At 64.0% G+C, this 15534-nt stretch carries 14 protein-coding genes; 9 read left to right on the top strand and 5 right to left on the bottom strand.

The window, feature by feature from the left end:
- Window positions 1-63: 63 nt before the first annotated feature.
- The 3 genes from DAD99_RS06215 to DAD99_RS06205 form a co-directional block, all read right to left on the bottom strand.
- Complete coding sequence (locus DAD99_RS06215; protein ID WP_193340792.1) at window positions 64-1260, bottom strand: acetyl-CoA acetyltransferase; 1197 nt, start codon at window positions 1258-1260, stop codon at window positions 64-66.
- Window positions 1257-1979, bottom strand: coding sequence for a CoA transferase subunit B (locus DAD99_RS06210; protein WP_193340791.1), 723 nt, complete (start codon window positions 1977-1979; stop codon window positions 1257-1259). Before DAD99_RS06210 ends, DAD99_RS06215 begins: the two co-directional genes overlap by 4 nt.
- 77 nt (window positions 1980-2056) lie before the next feature.
- Window positions 2057-2776 carry a CoA transferase subunit A gene (locus tag DAD99_RS06205; RefSeq protein ID WP_193340790.1) on the bottom strand — a complete coding sequence of 240 codons (720 nt, stop codon included), beginning with the start codon at window positions 2774-2776 and terminating at the stop codon, window positions 2057-2059.
- Window positions 2777-2975: 199 nt separating this feature from the next.
- On the opposite strand from DAD99_RS06205, the gene DAD99_RS06200 reads away from it, so the two are divergent.
- Window positions 2976-3746 carry an IclR family transcriptional regulator gene (locus DAD99_RS06200; protein WP_193340789.1) on the top strand — a complete coding sequence of 257 codons (771 nt, stop codon included), beginning with the start codon at window positions 2976-2978 and terminating at the stop codon, window positions 3744-3746.
- Between the two features lie 41 nt (window positions 3747-3787).
- Here DAD99_RS06200 and nadE read toward each other — a convergent pair whose 3' ends face one another.
- Both nadE and DAD99_RS06190 read right to left on the bottom strand, forming a co-directional pair.
- Window positions 3788-4609, bottom strand: a complete 822-nt coding sequence (nadE, locus tag DAD99_RS06195) for an ammonia-dependent NAD(+) synthetase (RefSeq protein WP_193340788.1) — start codon at window positions 4607-4609, stop codon at window positions 3788-3790.
- A 118-nt stretch (window positions 4610-4727) separates the two neighbouring features.
- Window positions 4728-5744: a LacI family DNA-binding transcriptional regulator gene (locus tag DAD99_RS06190; RefSeq protein ID WP_193340911.1), complete on the bottom strand. Its 1017-nt coding sequence runs from the start codon at window positions 5742-5744 to the stop codon at window positions 4728-4730.
- Between the two features lie 221 nt (window positions 5745-5965).
- Here DAD99_RS06190 and DAD99_RS06185 point away from each other — a divergent pair, with 221 nt between their 5' ends.
- The 8 genes from DAD99_RS06185 (at window position 5966) to DAD99_RS06150 (ending at window position 15512) form a co-directional block, all read left to right on the top strand.
- Entirely contained in the window at window positions 5966-6826 is an 861-nt protein-coding gene (locus DAD99_RS06185) for a sugar phosphate isomerase/epimerase (RefSeq protein ID WP_193340787.1), read from the top strand.
- Window positions 6823-7836, top strand: coding sequence for a Gfo/Idh/MocA family protein (locus tag DAD99_RS06180; protein ID WP_193340786.1), 1014 nt, complete (start codon window positions 6823-6825; stop codon window positions 7834-7836). Before DAD99_RS06185 ends, DAD99_RS06180 begins: the two co-directional genes overlap by 4 nt.
- Before the next feature lie 192 nt (window positions 7837-8028).
- Window positions 8029-9555: an ABC transporter substrate-binding protein gene (locus DAD99_RS06175; RefSeq protein WP_193340785.1), complete on the top strand. Its 1527-nt coding sequence runs from the start codon at window positions 8029-8031 to the stop codon at window positions 9553-9555.
- Window positions 9556-9663: 108 nt separating this feature from the next.
- Window positions 9664-10605 (top strand): ABC transporter permease, encoded by a 942-nt coding sequence (locus DAD99_RS06170; RefSeq protein WP_193340784.1) that lies wholly within the window; start codon window positions 9664-9666, stop codon window positions 10603-10605.
- Window positions 10602-12476 (top strand): dipeptide/oligopeptide/nickel ABC transporter permease/ATP-binding protein, encoded by a 1875-nt coding sequence (locus tag DAD99_RS06165; RefSeq protein WP_193340783.1) that lies wholly within the window; start codon window positions 10602-10604, stop codon window positions 12474-12476. The genes DAD99_RS06170 and DAD99_RS06165 overlap by 4 nt, the downstream gene beginning before the upstream one ends.
- Entirely contained in the window at window positions 12473-13378 is a 906-nt protein-coding gene (locus DAD99_RS06160) for an ATP-binding cassette domain-containing protein (protein WP_193340782.1), read from the top strand. Before DAD99_RS06165 ends, DAD99_RS06160 begins: the two co-directional genes overlap by 4 nt.
- Window positions 13379-13425: 47 nt before the next feature.
- On the top strand, window positions 13426-14286 hold the full coding sequence (locus tag DAD99_RS06155) for a sugar phosphate isomerase/epimerase (RefSeq protein WP_309233213.1): 861 nt from the start codon (window positions 13426-13428) through the stop codon (window positions 14284-14286).
- Window positions 14287-14339: 53 nt separating this feature from the next.
- Window positions 14340-15512 carry a Gfo/Idh/MocA family protein gene (locus DAD99_RS06150; protein ID WP_227007729.1) on the top strand — a complete coding sequence of 391 codons (1173 nt, stop codon included), beginning with the start codon at window positions 14340-14342 and terminating at the stop codon, window positions 15510-15512.
- The last annotated feature ends 22 nt before the right edge of the window (window positions 15513-15534 follow it).

The raw sequence follows: 15534 nt of genomic DNA, 5'->3' as shown, positions 1-15534 counted from the left end.
GCGGGGTCAGATTGGGCCCGAAAATCTGATCTGCAAGGGCGTAATGTGACCCCGCGTTGCTTCTTAGACGGCCTCGAGGACGCTGACGTAGTTGGCGATGCCTACGCCGCCCATGTTCTGCACCGCGGCCCGACGCGGGTTGGCCAGCTGCATCGCTCCGGCCGTGCCGGTGAGCTGCATGGCGGCGATGACGTGCTGGGAGACGCCGGTGGCGCCGACGGGGTGGCCCTTGGCCTTCAGCCCGCCGGAGACGTTGACCGGCAGCTTGCCGTCCTTGAAGACCCAGCCTTCCTCGATGGCGCGGGCGCCCTGGCCCGGCTCGGTCAGTCCCATAGCCTCGTACATCAGCAGCTCGGCGATGGTGAAGCAGTCGTGGACCTCAGCGAAGTCCAGGTCTTCAAGCCCGACGCCGGCCATCCCCAGCGCGCGCTGCCAGGACACCCGGGTGGCGGCGAAGGCGGTGGGGTCCCGCCGTTCGGCCGGAAAGAAGTCGTTCGCGTGGCCAAAACCGGCGAGCCTTACCGGCTGAGCCACTCCGCCGGTCGGTGAGCCGGAGAGTACAACGGCGGCGGCGCCGTCGGACACGGGGGAGCAGTCGGTGCGACGCAGGGGATCGGCCACCATGGGGTTCTTGTCTGAAATGGTGCGGCAGAACTCCTCGCCGAGGTCCTTGCGGAGCTGGGCGTAGGGGTTGTCCACGCCGTTGCGGTGGTTCTTGGCCGCGATGGAGCCAAGCACGTCGCCCAGCTTTCCGTCGCCGCGGCCATAGCGCTTGTCGTAGTGCTTGGCGACGTCGGCGAACAAGCCCGTGAAGCCGGTGGTAGACGTCTGGCCGGCCATGTCGTAGTCAGCGCCCAGCAGGGCGGCCCCCACAACGTCGGCACCGGCGTGGGTCATTTTCTCTGCGCCGATCACCAGGACGGTTTTGGCAGTACCGGCCAACAGGGCTTTAGTACCCTGCTGGAACGCCGCCGAGCCGGAGGCGCAGGCGTTCTCCACCCGGGTGGCCGCGACGTTGGCCAGTTCCGGCGAGACCTGCAGCGCCAGGGACGACGGGAAGGCCAGCGGCATCATGCCGGAGTTGAACTGGCCCAGGTAGATCTCGTCGATCTGGCCAGCCTCGATCCCGGCGTTGCTGATGGCTTCGGTGGCCACCTGGACGATCAGGGATTCGAGGGTCTCGTCGGTGAGCTTGCCGAACCGGCTGTGACCCCAGCCGGTGAGCAGGACATCCTTGCCAAACTGTTCCTTCAGGCTCATGCCGTGGCTCCTTCCAGTGTTGCTTCGTTCAGTGTTGCTTCGTTCAGTGCCGCGTCCAAGGCGACGGTGAACGCGGCGTCGGTCTTTTCACGGATTTCCTCCACGGTGACCCCCGGCGCAAGGCGGGTCAGCGTGAGCTGCCGCCCGCCGTCGTCGTCCGCTTCTTGTTCCGACTTCACGATGTCAAAAACCGCGAGGTCGCTGATGATCCGGTCCACGCACCGCAGGCCCGTGAGCGGCAGGGTGCATTCGGTGACGATCTTCGCCGTGCCGTCCTTGGCGTTGTGCTCGGTCAGGACCACCACGCGCGGCGTTCCGGCAACGAGGTCCATGGCGCCGCCCATGCCCTTGACCATTTTTCCGGGGATGGTCCAGTTGGCGAGGTCGCCGTTGCCGGAGACCTGCATGGCGCCCAGAATGGCCACCTTGACGTGGCCGCCGCGGATCATCCCGAACGATGTGGCGGAATCGAAGATGCTGCCGCCGGGCAGGACCGTGACGGTCTGCTTGCCGGCGTTGATGAGGTCGGCGTCTTCCTCGCCCTCATAGGGGAACGGGCCCATGCCGAGCAGTCCGTTTTCGCTCTGCAGGATCACGCGGACGCCGTCGGGCAGGTTGTTGGCCACCAGCGTGGGGATGCCGATGCCCAGGTTCACGTAGTCGCCGTCGTTCAGTTCCTCGGCCGCGATGGCAGCCATTTCATCCCTGGTCCAGGCCATGGGTTCTCCTTGGGGCTCAAAGTTTTGTGGGGCTTAGGTGTTCGTTCGCGCTGCGGGTTGGTTCAGGCTGTAGCCGTTCAGGCGGGGACTGGTGCCGCTTCCCGGGTGCGGACGGTGCGCTGTTCGATGTCCTTCACCCGGCCGCTCGCCTGGACAAGGTGCTGGACGTACACGCCCGGTGTGACGATGTGGTTCGGATCCAGGGCGCCCGCCTGCACGATGACTTCAGCTTCGGCGATGGTCACCAGGCCTGCGGTGGCCACCACGGGGTTGAAGTTCCGGGCCGTGAAACGGTAGATCAGGTTCCCCTCCGTGTCCGCGGTGTGCGCGTGGACCAGTGCGACGTCGGCGCGGATGGCGCGCTCCTGGACGTACGTTTCGCCGTCGAACTCTGTCAGCGGTTTTCCTTCCGCGACCAGCGTCCCCACGCCGGTCTGGGTGTAAAAGGCGGGGATCCCGGCGCCGCCGGCGCGAAGGCGCTCGGCCAGGGTGCCCTGCGGCGTGAACTCCACCTCAAGCAGGCCCGCGAGGTACTGCTCGGCGAAGAGTCTGTTCTCGCCGACATACGATGCGATCACTTTGCGGACCTGGCCGGCTTCGATCAGCACACCCAGGCCCTTGCCGTCCACGCCCATGTTGTTCGACACGACGGTCAGATCACGCACGCCGGAATCGCGCACGGCCTCGATGAGGTCGGCCGGGATGCCGCTCAGGCCAAAGCCGCCGACGGCGAGCGTCATGCCGTCCCGGATCACTTCGGCCAGGGCAGCGGCCGCGTTGGATTTCAGTTTGGACATTCCGTCTCCTCGTCATCGAGCGTGCAGAGCCGTTCGGGGTATCCACGTTGTGGACATGGGGCCTGATAAAGGAGCCTAGGGCGTTCGCGAAAGTTGGTCAACGGCGTGATTCGCCCAGCAGGGAATATATTTCACAGCGTGGACGCTAGGCTTGGAGGTGTCCACATTGTGGAGGATTTCTTGAAATTTGGTGAGTGGAATGACAAATCCAGTCCAAGGGGCGCAAGTGGTGGGGCGCGTCGCCTCACTGCTCCGGCTTGTCGGCCGGAAGCCCGAGGGCAGCTCGATTTCCGGGCTGGTCCGGGAGTCGGGGCTGACCCGTCCCACCGTCCACCGGCTCCTGGCCTCCCTTGCTGCGGAGGGCCTTCTGGACCACGATACCCACAGCGGAAACTGGATCCTGGGCCCGGAGATTTTCCTGCTGGGATCAGTGGCGGCGGCCCGCTTCCCGTTCGAGGACCTGGCGCGGCCAAGCCTTCGCCGGCTGGCGGAGGAGACCGGCGAGAGCGCCTTCTATTCCATCCGCAGGGGCCAGGAGACGGTCTGCGTGCTGCGGGAAGAGGGAAGCTTCCCGGTACGCTCCTTTGTGCTGCATGAGGGAGTCCGTTTTCCGCTGGGCGTGGCCTCGGCCGGAACTGCGATCATGGCGTTCCTCCCGGCCGAGGAACAGGACGCCATCCTGTCCGGCTGGGACGGGCACGCCGGCGGTTTCGCAGCAGGCCACAGCCTGGACGTGCTCCGCCGGAATCTGGAACTGACCCGGCTGCATGGCTTTGCCGTGAATCCCGGCCTGGTGCTTGAAGGCAGCTGGGGCATGGGGGCTGCCGTGTTCGACCAGCTGGGCAGGCCGGTCGGCGCCCTTTCGCTCACCGGCATCGAACCCCGGTTCAGGCCGGAACGGCAGGAGCTCCTGGGTAAGCTGCTGATGGAGGAAGCCCACCGGATGACCAACAAACTGGGTGGCAGATAGTCCCGGGTTGCCGCCGCTGACCAGAAGTACCTCGGCTCAGCCTATTTCCACCAGGTATCGAAGATGGTGACAGGCACGGTGCGCTTGTGGCGTGTGCGGAGGTACTTCTGCTCGATCAGCTCAGCGGCCGCTTCCGGAATCTCCCGGCCTTCCAGGTAATCGTCGATCTGGTCATAGGTCAGGCCCAGTTCGTCCTCGTCGGTGCGTCCGGGCTTGCCGTCCAGGAGGTCGGCGGTGGGTACTTTTTCCCAGACGCGGGCAGGGGCGCCCAGTTCGGCGAGCAGTTCACGGTTCTGGCGCTTGTTGAGGCCGAACAGCGGCAGGATGTCCGCGCCGCCGTCGCCGAATTTCGTGAAGAACCCGGTGACGGACTCTGCGCCGTGGTCGGTGCCGATCACCAGGTAGTTGTGCTCCCCGGCCAACGCGTACTGCGCGATCATCCGCGTGCGTGCCTTGGTGTTTCCCTTGTGGAAATCGGAGATGCCGTTGCCCACCGTTTTCTCGAATTCGTCCTCGAAGCCATCCACGGCGGCGGAGATGTTGAAGGTCCATTCCGTCTTGGCCTGGATGAAGTCCAGGGCGGCCTGGGCGTCGTCTTCGTCGTGCTGGATGCCATAGGGAAGGCGGACCGCCACGAAGTTGGCCTCCACACCCTCGGCTTCAAGCTCTTCTACGGCCAGCTGGGCCAGCCTTCCGGCGAGGGAGGAATCCAGCCCGCCCGAGATGCCCAGGACAAAGCCCTTCGTGTGGGTTGCCCGGAGGTAATCCTTCAGGAAATCCACCCGCTTGCGCACCTCCCCGAGGGGGTCGATCCGGGGCTGCACGCCCATTTCTTCGATGATGGTGGCCTGGAGTTCGCGCATGTGATCCAGCCTAGTCAGCCCTGTCAACAACGCTCAACTGTGTCAACCCGAACCACCCACGATTCAGTGCGAACGGATTCTTGGGCACCCGGGCGCGAACGGGCACTTCGGGCCCAGGCTACCGCGTTCCGGGTGCCGCTCCGGTTGAACCGCGGACAGTCAGGTGCGTGGGCATCAGCGACCGGCTGCGGCTGCCACCGCCTGCCAGCGGGTTGAGCTGTGCCAGGAGCATGGACACGGCCACCCGGCCGGCCTGTTCGATCGGCGATGTCATGGTGGTCAGCGGGGGATTGCAGAAGTCCGCGCCGAAGATGTCGTCGCAGCCCACCACACTCATGTCCTCCGGGACCCGGATGCCGCGTTCGCGCAGCCGCTGGAGCATGCCGATGGCGATGAGGTCGTTGAATGCAATACAGGCGGTGACGCCGGAGTGCACGGCAGCGTCGGCCGCGGCGGCACCCGATTGTGTCTTGGGGGCGAACGGACCCAGCCTGCGCACGTCCACGCCGCGGTCCTCGGCGGCGGCCGCCAGTGCCGCCCAGCGAAGGGCGCTGGACTGGGACGTGAGGGGGCCGGCCATGTAGGCGACGCGCGTGTGGCCGAGGGAAATCAGATGGTCCAGGGCCTGGCTGGTGGCGGACGGCGTGTCGATGACGACGGCGGGAACGCCAGCTACGTCGCGGTTAACGGCCACCAGGGGAATCTTGGCGGCCGCGGCCACCAGCGACTCATCAGTGAGCCTGGACGCGGCGACGATGATTCCGTCGGCGCTCTTGCGCAGCTGCTCCATGGTGGAGGCCTCCACTTCGTCGGACTCTTCAGTGTCCACGAGCAGCTGGGTGTAGCCGGCAGCCTTGAGCTGCAGCTGGGTGCCCCGGATGAGGTCAAAATAGAAGGGATTGGTGATGTCAGGCACCAGGACGCCGACGGCGCCGGTGCGGCCGGAGCTCAGGGCCTTCGCTTGGCTGTTCGGCGTGTAGTTCAGCTCGGCGGCTGCCGCTTCGATGCGGGCGCGCGTACGGATGTTTACCCGGTCCGGAGTGGAAAGTGCGCGGGACACGGTGGAGGCGGCCACGCCGCAGATCGCGGCGATGTCGTGGATGGTGGCAGGGCGGTCGGTTCCGGCTGCTTGCATCGCCATGGCGCGCTCCTCACTGAACGGGATGACAGGGGCTTGTGACGGTTGCCACAGCCCTGTAGCTCCTAGATTGCCACAACATGCAATCAGTTGGCAATCGGTTGTCATTGACAGTTGACGTGTCTAGACTTAGGGCAGCACTTTTTGTGAACTGAGTCACCCGCGCGCCGGAGCGGCACCAAGGCTGTCCCGTCGCGGGCATACCCAAGGAGATTCCCGTGACCGAAGCAACAAGCGAAGCAACTACTACCGCCTGGCAGCTCTCAGGATTCGGCGATGAAGTGGATCCGGACCCCGCTGTCCAGGCCGCCGTCCTCCTGGCGCTGGGCGCGAGCTACATTGAAGTGCGCAGCGCCTGGGGTGTCAATGTCTCCGAGCTGACGCCGGGGCAGGTGTCTGAACTCAAAGACATCCTGGACGCCAAGGGCCTGAAGGTCTCCGCCGTGGCCAGCCCTATCGGCAAGGTGGACATCAGTCTGCCTGTGGAGCACGAGGTGGAACGCCTCCGCCAGATCATCTCCGTGGCCAAGGGATTGGATACCAAGTACATCCGGATCTTCTCCTTCTACCGGAGTGAAACCCAGACGCCGGAAGAAATCCGCAACGACGTCGTTACGCGCATGCGGGCACTGGCCGCTGAAGCCGTGAGCGCCGGCGTCGTACTCCTGCACGAGAACGAAAAGGACATCTACGGCGATACGCCGCAGCGGGTCCTGGACATTATGGAGTCCGTCGACTCTCCCGCGCTGCGCGTCGCCTGGGACAACGCCAACTTCGTCCAGGTTGGCGTCCGGCCCTACACAGACGGTTACGCCATGCTCCGCCCCTACCTCGAGTACCTCCAGGTCAAGGACGCCATCATGGCCACGGGCGAGGTGGTGCCGTCCGGCCATGGCGACGGCGAACTGGACGCCACCATCGCCGCCCTGAAGGCGGACGGGTACGCGGGCTTTGCCTCACTCGAACCGCACCTCGCCAGCCACCACGAACTGGGTGGCTTCTCCGGGGCGGCTGCCTTCGGCACGGCTGCGCGCGCCTTCGCTGTCCTTGCCGCCAAGAACGGAATCGAACTTTCGTGACCGGCCTCAAAACCGCAGTTATTGGCTGCGGTGATGTGTCGGCAGTGCACTTTGAAGCCATCGCAAGGCTCGACGGCGCGCGGCTGGCCGGGGTCTGTGACTCAGACCCCGGCCGCCTTGCGGCGGCTGTTGCCGCCTATGGCGTCCCGGGGTTCCCGGATCACCTCAGCCTGATCGAGGCCATCGGACCGGATGTTGTGCACGTTACGACGCCGCACAACATGCACGCCTCGATTGCTGCGGACTGCCTTGAGCGTGGCGTGAATGTGATAGTTGAAAAGCCACTCGCGCATTCGCTCGAGGAAGGCCGCCGGCTGGTGGAGGCTGCCAAGGCGTCCACTGCCAAGATCGCCGTCTGTTTCCAGAACCGATACAACGCCACCGCGCAGGCCATGCATGCCCTGCTTTCTTCCGGCGAACTGGGCGCCGTAGTGGGGGCTTCGGCCACGGTGCTGTGGCACCGCGACGCAGACTACTACCGCAGCCGGCCGTGGCGCGGCACGTGGGCAGGTGGCGGCGGCGGGCTCATGATGAACCAGGCCATCCACACCGTTGACCTGCTGCAATGGCTGGTGGGTGACGTCGTTTCGTTGTCCGGCAACGCGGCCACCAGGTTCCTGGGCGAAGCCATCGAGGTGGAGGACACCGCGGAGTTTGTTGCCGAGCACGCCAACGGTGCACGCAGCGCATTCTATGCCACGCTCGCAAACGCAGTGAATGCGCCGGTTACTTTGGACATCGTCACCGAAAAGGCGACTCTCAGCCTTCGCGGGGACCTGACCGTCACCTACGCGGACGGCCGCGTGGACGTGGTCCCCGAACGTGTGGTGGAGTCCGGCGGGCGCCCCTACTGGGGTGTCTCACACGAGCTGCTCATCAGTGACTTCTATGCCCGGCTCGCTGACCAGGGCTCGTTCTGGATCAACCCCGAAGAGGCCGAGAAGTCTCTGAAAATCGTCAAGGAGATTTACCGCCAGAGCTACCCGGACACGGCGGCGAAGGATTCCTGACCGCCTCATGGCAACCGGTTGAAGGCAGTTAGATCTTTTCATTCACAACGATTTTCGCCTAGATTGCAACAATATTGACAATCGGTTGCCAAAATTGGCAATCATGCGTATTCTGAATCTCGAAGGCCGGTGTGGCCCACGCCACACCGGCCCAATCGCAACTCTCACGTTCCACAGATTCAGGAGCCAACAATGAAGTTAGGTCCCAAGGCGGCAGCTGCCGCCATTACCGTCAGCGCAGCGCTGGCACTGACAGCCTGCGGCGGCGGCGCTCCCGCCGGCGCCGGCGCAACGGCCAAAACAGCGACGCTGACATTGGGTGCAGTTCAGGAACTCCGCTCCTGGGACCCGGCACAGGCCCACGTCGGTCACTATCTCCAGCCTTACCAGGCAGCGTACGACTCCCTGATCCTGCGGGAACCGGACGGCAAGCTCAGCCCCATGCTGGCCACCGCGTGGAAGTACAACGAGGCCAACACCAAGCTCACCGTTGACCTCCGCACGGACGTGACGTTCAGCGACGGCGCCAAGTTCGACGCCGAGGCCGCCAAGGCCAACATGGACCACTTCAAGAAGGCCAACGGCCCGCAGATGGCCCAGCTGACCGCCGTCTCCGACGTCACGGTTGTTGACGCCGACACGATCGAACTGAACCTGACCGCCCCGGATCCGTCCCTGGAGTTCTACCTCAGCCAGGCCGCCGGCCTGATGGGCAGCCCGAAGGCGCTGGGCACCGACGCCATCAAGACCGAGCCCGTAGGCAGCGGCCCGTATGTCATGGACAAGGCCGCCACAGTGAAGGACTCGCAGTCGGTGTTCACCGCCCGCAAGGACTACTGGAACAAGGACCTCCAGAAGTTCGAGAAGGTCACCTTCAAGATCCTGATTGACCTGACCGCCCGCACCAACGCCCTCGTTTCGGGCCAGGTGGACGCCACGCTGCTGGACCCCAAGACCGGCAAGCAGGCTGAAGGCGCCAAGATGAACCTGGTCGCCACCGAGGTGGACTGGCAGGGTCTCCTGCTGATGGACCGCGACGGCACCAAGAACCCCGCGCTGGGGAACGTCAAGGTCCGTCAGGCCATCAACTACGCCTTTGACCGCAAGACCATCCTGGACCAGGTCCTGATGGGCCAGGGCACCCCCACGTCCCAGCCGTTCGGCAAGGCCAGCGGTGCATGGACCGAAGAGCTCGAAAACTACTACAGCTACGAACCGGCCAAAGCCAGGCAGCTCCTGAAGGACGCCGGCTACGAGACCGGCGTCGTCCTCGACATCCCGTCGGTTCCGGGCTGGGAAACCCAGCTCGCAGTGATCAAGCAGCAGCTGGCGGACGTTGGAATCACCGTGAACATTGGTGCCGCCATCACCAACACGTTCACCAGTGATGTCGCCGCCCAGAAGTTCACCACCATGTTCTTCTCCCTCTTCCAGGGTGAGCCGTGGGTTGCCACCAACCAGATCATCTCCACCAAGGCCCTCTACAACCCGTTCAAGAACACCACTCCCGAGCTGCAGGCCAAGATCGATGCAGTCGAGAAGGGCGGCAAGGACGCTGGCAAGCTGGCCCAGGAAGTCAATAAGTACGTGGTGGAGCAGGCATGGTTCGCCCCGATGTTCCGCGTGAACCAGATGTATTACCACAACTCCAAGATCACCGTGGAACCCCAGATCCAGCAGGCCGTTCCATCGATCTACAACTACTCGCCCGCCAAATAATACCGGGTACGTAGCCACACAATAACCCTGCGCAGGTCCGGCAGCCCATCACCAACGGTGGGCTGCCGGACCGGGCAACCAATCCATGCCAGTTCAATGGAGCCAGCAATGATCACTTTCATCCTTAAACGCCTCGGCAGCGGACTCGTAGTCCTGTTCGCCGTCTCGATCCTCGTTTTTTCCCTGCTCTACGTATCGAGCGGCAGCATTGCGCGGAACATCCTGGGTGACCAGGCCACGCCGGATCAGCTGGCCGTGAAGGAAGCCGAGTTGGGGCTGGACCAGCCCATCTTCACGCGCTACTTCAGCTGGCTCACGGGCGCCCTGCAGGGGGACCTGGGCACATCCTGGTTCACGTCTGAACCCGTCTCCAACGCCCTCGCCACACGCATTCCGGTGACCATGACCATGGTGATTGCAGCCATGCTCCTGATCTCCATCATCGCCACGCTTATCGGCGTCGCCGCAGCAGTAAAGCGCGGCTGGGTGGACCGCGTGGTCCAGATCGGTGCCATCATCGGCGATTCTGTCCCCGGCTTCGTCATCGGCATCATCCTGGTGACCATCCTTGCTATCCAGATGGGCATGTTCCCCGCCACCAGTACCATTTCGCCCGGTGTCGGCGCGGACGCCTGGGTACTTTCCCTGACCCTTCCGGTGATCGCCCTGCTGATCAACGGCGTCACCGGCGGTGCACAGCAGATCCGCAGTGCCGTCATCAAGCAGCTCGAACGCGATTACGTCCGCACGCTGCGCAGCCGCGGCATCGGTGAGCGCGAGGTCCTGTTCAAGCATGTCCTTCGCAGCGCCGCTCCGGCGGGCCTGACCGTGCTCAGTCTCCAGCTGATCGGCATGCTGGGCGGCGTGGTCATCATCGAGCAGATTTTTGCCCTTCCCGGCATGGGGCCGCTGGCCGTAGCCGCCACCGGCCAGAGTGACCAGCCGGTGGTCATGGGCGTTGTTATGTACACCGTCGCCGTCGTTATTGTGGTCAACCTCATCGTTGACCTGCTCAACGGCTGGCTTAACCCGAAGGTGCGTGCCTCGTGACCGAGTCCGTCGAAACCTCAGCACTGACGCCCGGACCTGGGACGTCGGGCCAGACCGGGACCGTCGTCCGGTCAACAGTCCTCAAGCGCCTGTTCAAGAATCCTCTCGGCATCGTCGCCATCGTCATTCTGCTGGCAATGGCAGTGATGGCCGTCTTCGCCGATGTCCTGGCCCCGTTCGACGAGAACTTCGCCAACATCTCCAAGACCCTCGCCGCGCCGGACGCTGTCAACATCCTGGGCACGGACAGCTCAGGACGCGACGTCTGGAGCCGGCTGCTCTTCGGGGCACAGCTGACCCTCAGCTCCGCGCTGCTGTGCGCCGCCGTCGCCATTGCCATCGGCCTCCCGGCCGGCCTCGTGGCCGGCTACTACGCGGGCAAGTTTGAAGCGGTCTCCAACTGGATTGTCAGCATCCTGATGAGCCTCCCCGGCCTGATCGTCCTCCTCACCATCCGGGCCGCTTTCGGTCCGTCAGTATGGATTGCCATGATCGCGTTCGGTGTGCTGATCAGCCCTTCCTACTTCCGCCTGACACGATCAGCGGTGCAGTCGGTCCGCAACGAGCTTTACGTCGATGCCGCCCGCGTCTCCGGCCTGTCAGACGTCAGTATCATCACCCGCCACATCTTCTCCGTGGTCCGCGCGCCCATCATCATCCAGACTGCCGCGATCGCCGGGGTGGCCATCGCCATCCAGTCCGGGCTCGAGTTCCTGGGCCTGGGCGATCCCGCCAAGGCCACCTGGGGTGTGATGCTGAGCGAAGGCTTCAAGAACGTCTACCTCACGCCGACACTGCTCTTCTGGCCCGCGCTTGCCATGGCGCTGACCATCGGGGCCCTGGTCCTGTTGGGCAACGCCATCCGTGACGCCCTGGAAGACGGCGAAAAGATCAAGCACCGCAGGAAAAAAGCACATGAGGCGCAGGACGCTGCCGCCGCCAGCGCCGCCAAGACAGCACGCAAGACCATCGCCGCCGTCGAAGCCGGAACAGAACACCATCTGGTCAAGGTGACCAACCTCGGCGTCGGCTACCCCCAGGCCGACGGATCCATCAAGAAAGTGGTGGACGACGTTTCCTTCCACGTTGACCGCGGGGAAATCCTCGGCATCGTGGGCGAATCCGGGTCAGGTAAGTCCCAGACTGCCTTCTCCATCCTGGGCCTGCTGCCGGACACCGCGCGAATCGTGGGCGGCGCCATCCAGTTCGATGGCAACTACACGGTCGCTCCAGGTGAGGACAAGGTCAACCAGGGCCGCCTCTCCAAGCTGCGCGGCAAGCGGATTTCCTACATCCCGCAGGAACCCATGAGCAACCTGGACCCGGCCTTCACCATCGGCTACCAGCTGGTTACGCCCATGGTGCGTGTCCTGGGAATCACCAAGGCCGAAGCCACCACGCGGGCCATGAAGCTGCTCTCCGACGTCGGCATCGTCAGCCCGGAGCGGACCTTCAAGGCCTACCCGCACGAGGTATCCGGTGGAATGGCCCAGCGTGTGCTCATCGCCGGCGCCATCAGCTGCGAACCGGACCTCATCATTGCCGATGAGCCCACCACGGCACTGGACGTCACGGTCCAGGCCGATGTGCTGGACCTCATCCGCGACCTCCAGCGCCGGCTCGGCGTCGGGGTCATCCTGGTGACCCACAACTTCGGCGTTGTGGCTGACCTCTGCGACCGTGTTGTGGTCATGCAGAACGGCCGGCTGGTGGAGGAAGGCCCCGTGCGGGAGATCCTGCGCGAACCGAAGGAACGCTATACCCAGACTCTGTTGGCTTCGATGCTGGAAGGCAAGGAACCGATGACCATGCTGGTTTCAGCTGCTTCGTCTTCAACCGCGTCATCAAGTGCTAAGGAGAATGTCCTGTGACGGAAACTGCAGCCTCAAGCGCCGCGGTATCAGCCCCGGCACGCGAAGAACTCCTTCGCGTGGAAAACCTGGTCGTCGAGTACCCCGGCAAAGGATTCCGTGCAAGGAAATTCCGCGCCCTGACCGACATCAACATCAGCATCGGCCAGGGTGAGACCCTGGGCCTGGTGGGCGAATCAGGGTCGGGCAAGACCACCCTGGGCCGGTCTGTACTCGGTCTCGCGCCGGTGAGCGGCGGCAAGATCACCTTCGAAGACCAGGACATCAGCCACGCCACCCGCAAGCAGCGGCGTGTCCTCAGCCGCGACATGCAAGTGGTCTTCCAGGATCCCTACACGTCGCTGAACCCGGCCCTGGAAATCGGTGACATTCTGGCCGAACCCCTGGGCGTGCAGGGCATGGAGCAGGCAGCAGCAAAAAAGCGCGTGAAGGAGCTCCTGGACCAGGTTGGCCTCCCGTCGGACGCCATCCACCGGCTTCCGCGCGAATTCAGCGGCGGCCAGCGCCAGCGCGTGGCGATTGCCCGCGCCCTGGCGCTGTCTCCCAAGCTCATCGTCTGTGATGAGCCGGTCAGCGCATTGGACCTGTCCACCCAGGCCCGCGTCCTGGATCTCTTCCTGCAGATCCAGAAGGACACTGGCGTCTCCTACCTTTTTGTCTCCCACGACCTTGACGTGGTCCGCCACATCAGCCACCGTGTAGCCGTGATGTACCGTGGAGAAATTGTGGAGCAGGGGCCGGCAGAGATCGTCACGCGCAACCCCGAGCACCCCTACACGCAGCGGTTGCTGCTCGCTTCCCCGGTGCCGGATCCGGACCGCCAGGAGAAGCGCCGTGCCGACCGTCACCGGTTGCTCGAAGAACAGCGCCAGCAGAACGAGCAGGCCGCTGTCCTTGCCTAGGGCTCGTGTCCGAACTAACTCAACAGCAACAACAATGGAGGAATAACGTGGCCAAAATTGGCGTACAGGCAATGATGCTGAAGGACAGCTTCACCGAAATCGGGGCGTTCGAAACGCTCCGCAAGGTCAGCGACATCGGCTACAACGCCGTCGAGATCTCCCAGATCCCGATGACGCCGGAAAACGTCGCTGAACTGGACCGGTCCCGCAGCGAGCTGGGCATGGACATCGCAGCCCTTTCCGTGGCCATGGAGACCCCCAAGGGCAGGCCCGGCGATTCCCTGGCGGAGCACTTTGAGAAGATCGTGGATGACGCAAAGAGCCTGGACTCGAAGTTGCTGCGGATCGGTATGCTGCCGTTCGAGGCAATGACGTCCATCGGCGCGGTGATTGACTTCGCCAAGCAGGCCAACGAGTACGCCGAGCGCCTGCAGGAGCAGGGACTGGGGCTGTACTACCACAACCACCACATCGAGTTCGCGAAGTTCGACGGCAAATACATGTTGGACATTATTGCGGAGAACTCCCCGGTCATGGGCATGGAAATCGACGTGCACTGGGTCCAGCGCGGCGGCCTGGACCCGGTCCGTACCCTCGAAAAGTACGCCGGCCGCACGGCCATGGTCCACCTGAAGGACTACCGGATAGGCCAAATGCCGGAGTCGGCCATGGGTCTGCTGGATTCCGGCGACTTTATGGGCTTCATGGCCGAGTTCAAGAACGTTGTCCAGTTCGCCGAAGTGGGCGAAGGCAACCTGGACTTCGCGTCCATCATCCCGGCCGCGCAGGCTGCCGGCGCCGAGTACCTGCTGGTGGAGCAGGACGAACTCTATGGCCGCACGGTGTGGGAAGCGCTGCAGACCTCCTACGACAACCTGATTGCCCTGGGCCAGTCCGAGCTCTTCTAAGCGGCCTGATTTCCACAATTTTTTCGACAAGCCCAACCAACGAAAAAGGACAAATGACTGTGAGCAAGAAAGTACGCCTCGGCATCATCGGGCTGGGCCAGCAGGGCGGCGCCTACGCCAAGTTCATCACGGACGGAATGGTCCCCAACATGGTGATCGGAGCCATCTGCGACACCGATCCGGCCAAGAAGGAACTGGCCACTGCCACGTACCCGGACGCACCTTTCTATAACGACTACATCGCCATGCTGGAAAGCGGCGTCGTTGACGCCGTGGTGACCTGCGTGCCGCACTTCCTGCACCCCGAAATGGGCATCGAGACTCTGAAGCGCAACATCCACGCGCTGGTGGAGAAGCCGGCCGGCGTCTACACCAAGCAGGTCAAGGAACTGAACGAGTTCGCTGCCAGCAAGCCGGAGCTCTCCTTCGGCATTATGTTCAACCAGCGCAATAACCCGCTGTATAAAAAGCTCAAGGAAATCGTCGAAAACGGCGAGATCGGTGCCATCCGCCGCAGCAACTGGATCATCACCAACTGGTGGCGTCCCCAGGGCTACTACAACTCCAGCGAATGGCGCGCGACGTGGGGCGGCGAGGGCGGCGGCGTCCTGGTCAACCAGGCACCGCACCAGCTGGACCTCTGGCAGTGGATCTGCGGCGTGCCGAAGTCCGTCTACTCCAAGGTTTCGTTCGGCTTCCGCCGCGACATCGCCGTCGAAGATGAAGTGACCGCGGTAGTCGATTACGGAGACGGCGTTACCGGCGTTTTCGTCACCGCCACGCACGACCTGACCGGCACCGACCGCTTCGAAATCCTGGGGGACCAGGGCAAGATCGTCGTCGAAGGCAGCAAGACCGCCACGGTTACACGTCTGCACAAGCCCGAGCGCGAACTCAGCGACGGCATGGACATGGACGATGTCCGCAAGCTCTTCATGGGCCAGCTGAACCCGGAGCAGTACTACACCACCGAGGTCATTGAGTTCGAGTCCGTCTGGGGCGGACAGCACGCAGGCGTCCTGGAGAACTTCGCTGCCAACATCCTGGACGGCACGCCGCTGCTCGCTCCGGGCTCGGACGGCATCAACGGCGTCCGCCTGGCCAACGCCATCCACCTCTCAGCCTGGACCGGCAAGGAAGTCGGACTGGACTTCGACGAGAACGAGTTCCTCGCCGAGCTCAACAAGCGCATCGCCGAAGAGGGCAAGTTCGCGCAGCGCACGTAACCTCCCGGGCAAGCAGCGAAGC

The sequence above is a fragment of the Pseudarthrobacter sp. AB1 genome, from assembly GCF_014926485.1.
Taxonomy (GTDB): Bacteria; Actinomycetota; Actinomycetes; order Actinomycetales; family Micrococcaceae; genus Arthrobacter.
The sequence above is the reverse complement of the archived record's forward strand: the minus strand, read 5'-3'. Positions and strand labels throughout refer to the sequence as shown.

Excerpts from the sequence above, each read along its gene's own strand:
- nadE (WP_193340788.1), bottom strand. The coding sequence starts at position 4,609 with ATGCGCGAACTCCAGGCCACCATCATCGAAGAAATGGGCGTGCAGCCC.
- DAD99_RS06215 (WP_193340792.1), bottom strand. The coding sequence starts at position 1,260 with ATGAGCCTGAAGGAACAGTTTGGCAAGGATGTCCTGCTCACCGGCTGG.
- DAD99_RS06210 (WP_193340791.1), bottom strand. The coding sequence starts at position 1,979 with ATGGCCTGGACCAGGGATGAAATGGCTGCCATCGCGGCCGAGGAACTG.
- DAD99_RS06170 (WP_193340784.1), top strand. The coding sequence starts at position 9,664 with ATGATCACTTTCATCCTTAAACGCCTCGGCAGCGGACTCGTAGTCCTG.
- DAD99_RS06150 (WP_227007729.1), top strand. The coding sequence starts at position 14,340 with ATGACTGTGAGCAAGAAAGTACGCCTCGGCATCATCGGGCTGGGCCAG.
- DAD99_RS06175 (WP_193340785.1), top strand. The coding sequence starts at position 8,029 with ATGAAGTTAGGTCCCAAGGCGGCAGCTGCCGCCATTACCGTCAGCGCA.
- DAD99_RS06205 (WP_193340790.1), bottom strand. The coding sequence starts at position 2,776 with ATGTCCAAACTGAAATCCAACGCGGCCGCTGCCCTGGCCGAAGTGATC.
- DAD99_RS06200 (WP_193340789.1), top strand. The coding sequence starts at position 2,976 with ATGACAAATCCAGTCCAAGGGGCGCAAGTGGTGGGGCGCGTCGCCTCA.
- DAD99_RS06190 (WP_193340911.1), bottom strand. The coding sequence starts at position 5,744 with ATGCAAGCAGCCGGAACCGACCGCCCTGCCACCATCCACGACATCGCC.